This is a genomic window from Streptomyces odonnellii (assembly GCF_000981895.1).
Taxonomy (GTDB): Bacteria; Actinomycetota; Actinomycetes; order Streptomycetales; family Streptomycetaceae; genus Streptomyces; species Streptomyces odonnellii.
The window spans coordinates 1-4,811 of the sequence record NZ_LATD01000082.1; the positions used below are offsets into that span (position 1 = coordinate 1).

3 protein-coding genes are annotated in these 4,811 nt (G+C 70.3%); all 3 read right to left on the minus strand.

What is annotated here, in order from left to right:
• Nucleotides 1-8: 8 nt before the first annotated feature.
• Nucleotides 9-623 (minus strand): DUF742 domain-containing protein, encoded by a 615-nt coding sequence (locus WH07_RS09765; protein WP_046497997.1) that lies wholly within the window; start codon nt 621-623, stop codon nt 9-11.
• Between the two features lie 100 nt (nt 624-723).
• Nucleotides 724-1,137 (minus strand): roadblock/LC7 domain-containing protein, encoded by a 414-nt coding sequence (locus WH07_RS09770; RefSeq protein ID WP_026057603.1) that lies wholly within the window; start codon nt 1,135-1,137, stop codon nt 724-726.
• A gap of 10 nt (nt 1,138-1,147) precedes the next feature.
• Complete coding sequence (locus tag WH07_RS09775) at nt 1,148-4,414, minus strand: sensor histidine kinase (protein ID WP_046498001.1); 3,267 nt, start codon at nt 4,412-4,414, stop codon at nt 1,148-1,150.
• Nucleotides 4,415-4,811: the final 397 nt, after the last annotated feature.

Here is a 4,811-nt window from a genome sequence, read left to right on the forward strand (position 1 = left end):
CACCGCCGCTAGAGCTTGCGAAGTCCACTGAGCACCCTTTCGAGCAGTGTCACGTCTGGCTGGCCACCGACGGCCTCGTCGCCGCCGGGCTGGTGGATGGCGACAAGGCCCGCCTCCGCCAGGTCGGCTACGAGGATCCGGGCCACGCCGAGGGGGATGGAGAGGAGCGCCGAGATCTCGGCGACCGATTTGATCTCGAAACAGAGCCGGCAGATCCGCTGGTGCTCGGGCAACTGCCCGTGCAGCCGTGACGGATCGGCCGTCGTACTGACCAGCGCCTCGATGGCGAGCTGGTACCGCGGCCGCGTCCGGCCGCCGGTCATGGCGTACGGACGGACCAGCGGGTTGTGCGTGCCCATGGAGGGAGCGGGCTCCTCCGGGGCGCGGCGCGGTTCCACCGGCTGGATACGGGGCTGCCGCGGTTCTTCGTACGGCTGCCGCCGCGGCGGTTCGTACGGCCGCTGCTGGGGGTAGTAAGGCTCCTGCCGGGGTGGTCCGCCGCCCTGGCCTCCCGGCTGACCGCTCGGCGCGGAGGGGAAGTTGAAGCGGTTCCGTACGGGTTCGCCCTGGGCCCGCCGCACACCGTCGTAGTCATAGGGATGTCCGTCTGGGGGTGTAGCCACGTTTCCTCCTCCGACTGCCGGTCGCCGGGCCGATGTTGACGGTCCTGTGAATCCGCGCCACCGCACCCTAATGGTGCGGTGGCGAGCAGCGCACTGTCTCTCAGTTGAGCAGACTTCCCTGGAGCTCGGCCCGGAGGTCCGGGGTGAGGACCGTGCCCGCGCGGTCGACCAGAAGCGCCATCTCGTATCCCACCAGGCCGATGTCGGCCTCGGGGTGCGCGAGAACGGCCAGGGAGGATCCGTCCGAGATGGACATGATGAAGAGGAAACCGCGCTCCATCTCGACGACGGTCTGGTTGACGGCACCGCCTTCGAAGATCCGGGACGCCCCCGCGGTCAGCGAGGTCAGACCGGACGCCACGGCCGCGAGCTGATCGGCGCGGTCGCGGGGAAAACCTTCGGACATGGCCAGCAGGAGTCCGTCGGCGGAGACCACCACGGTGTGGGACACCCCGGGGGTGTTGTCCACAAAGTTGGTGATCAACCAGTTCAGATTCTGCGCCGCCTGGCTCATCGGGCTCACACTAACGCTCCTGGTTGTAGGTACTGCCCGGGCCGTGGCCCGGTCCGTTCGTGTCCGCTCCCGCGTTGCGGCCCCGCTGGACACCGCGCCGCAGGTTGCTCAACCTGCCGCGGATGTCCTCGGGGGCCCGGGAGATCTGGGTGCCGCCCTGCGGGGTCTGCTCCGCCGCTCCCTCGATCAGATTGGCCTTGGGCACCCGCCGGGGGAGCCCCGACGCGGTGATCCCGCCCGCCTTGGGCTCACGGAGCTTCTCGGCCCGCTGCCAGCGCTCGTCGTTCCTCGACCGCCAGTCCCCGGAACCGGCCGCCTCGCTCTGCCCGTTGCCCTGATCGCCGCCGAGCCCGTTCTGCGGAGTCTCCGCGGCGGGCGCGGGCGGTGGTACGGCCGGGCCCGCCGTTCCGTGCGGGCCGCTGTCCTGTCCCGTCTGCTGCCACCGCTGTGGCGGCTGGCTGCTGCCCCGGCGCGGCAGACCCGCGTCCGTCAGCGTATGACTGCTGCTCGGGGACGGGCCCGGACGGTCGAAGCCTACGCGGTCGCGGGCGTTCGCGGGAGCGTCGGGGGTCGATTCCGGTTCCGGGCGCCGCTCGGTCCCGTACACGTCCTGGTACGCGTTCTGACCGGCCCAGTCGCCCTGTTGGGGCGCCTCCGCATACGGCTCCGCGTACGGCTGGGGCGCGGCCTCCGCGTACGGCTGCGCGGCGGGCTCCTGGAACTCCTGGAAGTCCTCGTAGCCGGCCGTCTGCGGATAGCCGGTCTCCATGGCCGCCGGGGGAGCGGCGTACCCCTGCTCGTACGGGGACGAGGCCTCCTGCGGCAGGTACTGCCCGTCGACCTCCTCGCGGTAGTGGACGGCCGGGTCCTGGAAGACCGGCTGCTCCGCGGTCCCGGGGCCGCCCAGCGCCGCCCGCCGCTCCTCGCGCTTGAGGGTGCGGTTGACCGGGTCGAGCGTGCGGCTGTCGTCCCGCTGGTCCGACTGGCCCGGCGGGTCGTCGTACCGCGAGTCGTCGAAGCCCAGTTCGGCCGCGGTCAGCATCGGGGTGCCGGCGTCGAAGACCGGCTCGCCGCCCGGGATCTGCTGGTCCGGGATGATCTGCGAGACGGTGAAGTCGTCGGCCGGGGCCGGTTCGCCACCCCCGCCATGGGTGATCGCGTCGGGGAGCATCACCAGCGAGGTCGTACCGGCCTGCTCGCCCGAGGGGCGGAGCTGTACGCGGATGCCGTGCCGGTCCGCGAGCCTGCCGACCACGAACAGGCCCATGCGCTGCGAGACGGCGGCGTCCACGGTCGGCGGGTTGGCCAGCTTGTGGTTGATGTCCGCGAAGTCCTCGGCGGTCAGGCCGATGCCCTTGTCATGGATCTCGATCATCACCCGGCCGTCGGGCAGCCGCGTCGCGGTGACCCGGACCTTGGTCTGCGGCGAGGAGAACGTGGTGGCGTTCTCCAGCAGCTCGGCGAGGAGATGGACCAGGTCGGTCACCGACTGGCCGTGGATCTCGGTCTCGGGGACGCCGGTCAGCTCGATACGGGCGTACGACTCGACCTCGGAGGAGGCGGCGCGCAGGACGTCCACCAGCGGCACCGGCTGGTTCCAGCGGCGGCCGGGCTCCTCGCCGGCGAGGACGAGGAGGTTCTCGCCGTTGCGGCGCATACGGGTCGCGAGGTGGTCCAGCTTGAAGAGGTTCTCCAACTGGTCCGGGTCGCCCTCGTTGTTCTCCAGGTCGGAGATGAGGGTCAACTGCCCTTCGATCAGCGACTGGTTGCGGCGCGAGAGGTTGGTGAAGATGGCATTGACGTTTCCGCGCAGCATGGCCTGTTCGGCGGCCAGCCTGACCGCCTCGCGGTGGACCTGGTCGAAGGCCCGGGCGACCTCGCCGATCTCGTCGCGCGAGTCGATCGGGATCGGCTGGACCCGGGTGTCGACCCGGCCGGGCTCGGTCCGCGAGAGCTGGTCGACCAGCATCGGCAGCCGCTGCTCGGCGATGCCGAACGCGGCCGTGCGCAGCCCCAGCATCGCGCGGCTCATCTGCCGGGCCATCATCCCGGCCAGGACGAAGGCGGCCAGCAGCGCGATCACCACGGCGCCGCCGATGGTGATGGCGTTGTTCCTGGCGTTCTCCGAGATCTGCGCCGCGTCCGCCACGGCCCGGTCGACGAGGTCCTTCTCCAGGACCGAGTAGCCGTCGAACTTGGCGGTGGAGGCGGCCATCCAGGCCTCGGGCGTCACGCCGCGCTGCGCGAGCCGCTCCGGGCTGTCCCCGGTGGCGATCTCCGCCACCATGCCGTCCAGGACGGAGCCCTCCTTGCTCGGCGGGGCGACGAAGTCCTCGCCCTTGGCCGCCGCCTGCTGCTGGGCCGCCGCGAGCTTCTTGGCGCCCTCGGCCGCCTTCTGCGCCATCACGTCCTGGAGCCTGGCCGTATCCGCCTCCGTACCGCCGGAGACGTACTCGGCGACGGCGATGTCCTCCAGATACGCGTACGAGGAGAAGGCGATGGTCTGGCCGTTCCTGACGTTCGCCGTCTGGTTCGGTCTGACCAGCAGATGCGTGCCGATGGAGCGCTGGAGCGACTCGGCGGCCTTGGCGAGCTGGATCGCGTAGACGGTACGGCCGTAGCTGGTGATGTTGGAGGTGCCCAGGCCCAGTTCGTTGGCGAACTCCATGAGAGAGTGCTGGACCAGCACATACCCCTCCTCGGTCGCCACCGGGCCGCCCTTGCCACCGCTCTTGTCCGGGGTCTCGACCCCCTCGATGTACGCGCTCTTCCTGATGGCGGCGAGCTTCGGCTCCTCCGCCCGGAACAGGCTCAGCCGGCGCTCCAGGCCCTCGTCCGCGGGCATGTCCCGGACGGCCTCGTTGAACTTCTTCTTCGCGGCGTCCGTGGCCGCCCGCACCTGTGCGACCACCGGGGCGTCGCCCTCGCCGGTCAGCAGCGGCCGGGCGGTCAGATCGCGCTCGTTGAGCAGGGCCTGCCCGTACCCGGCGGCGGCCCGTACGACCAGAGCCGTCCGCTCGGCGTCCTGTGCCTCCTGCCAGGTGTCCACGGCCGCTTTGACCTGGAAGCCGCCCATGACCAGACCGACCAGCACGGGGATCAGGAGGATGGCGTTCAGCCGGGTCGGCACCCGCCAGTTGCGCGGGGAGAGCGGGCTGCTGCTGCCGGCCGCCGGCGGGGATCCGGTGGCGACCGAAGGCGGCACCGCTGCGCGCGGCGGCGGGGTGAAGTTGCCCCGCGCCTGCTGCTCCGCGGAGCTCGTCTTGCTTCGCCTCACTCGACCAACAACCTCTCGGCGTCGGCACCTACGTTTGTGCCGTGTTCTGTTCGGGGCCGTACTACTCGGGAGTTGTCGAATTGCAGCACGAGGAACGGCCCCATTCCAAACAGCGGGAATCAGCCATTCCGAGTGGTCCAAGCCTCACGTAAAACGGGCAAAAAGAGCGAGCCCCGCCAAAAGACGGGGCTGATGTGAGCACAGTGGCACCGGACGAGTGCGTCGGGTGTCCGGTGTCCGTGAATTCTCTGTCGAAATGTTATGAACATGGAGGCGGGCTATGTCGATGGACATGGCCCGCCTCCTTCCGTTCCGTACGGCAACCGCCGTAGCCGGACGTCTACTTGAGCCGTGCCATGAGGGCGTGTTCGACGAGGGTGATGAGTCCGCTTTTGGC

Bases quoted from the DNA above. Each gene is read 5' to 3' on its own strand.
- WH07_RS09770 (WP_026057603.1), bottom strand. From the start codon at position 1,137: ATGAGCCAGGCGGCGCAGAATCTGAACTGGTTGATCACCAACTTTGTG.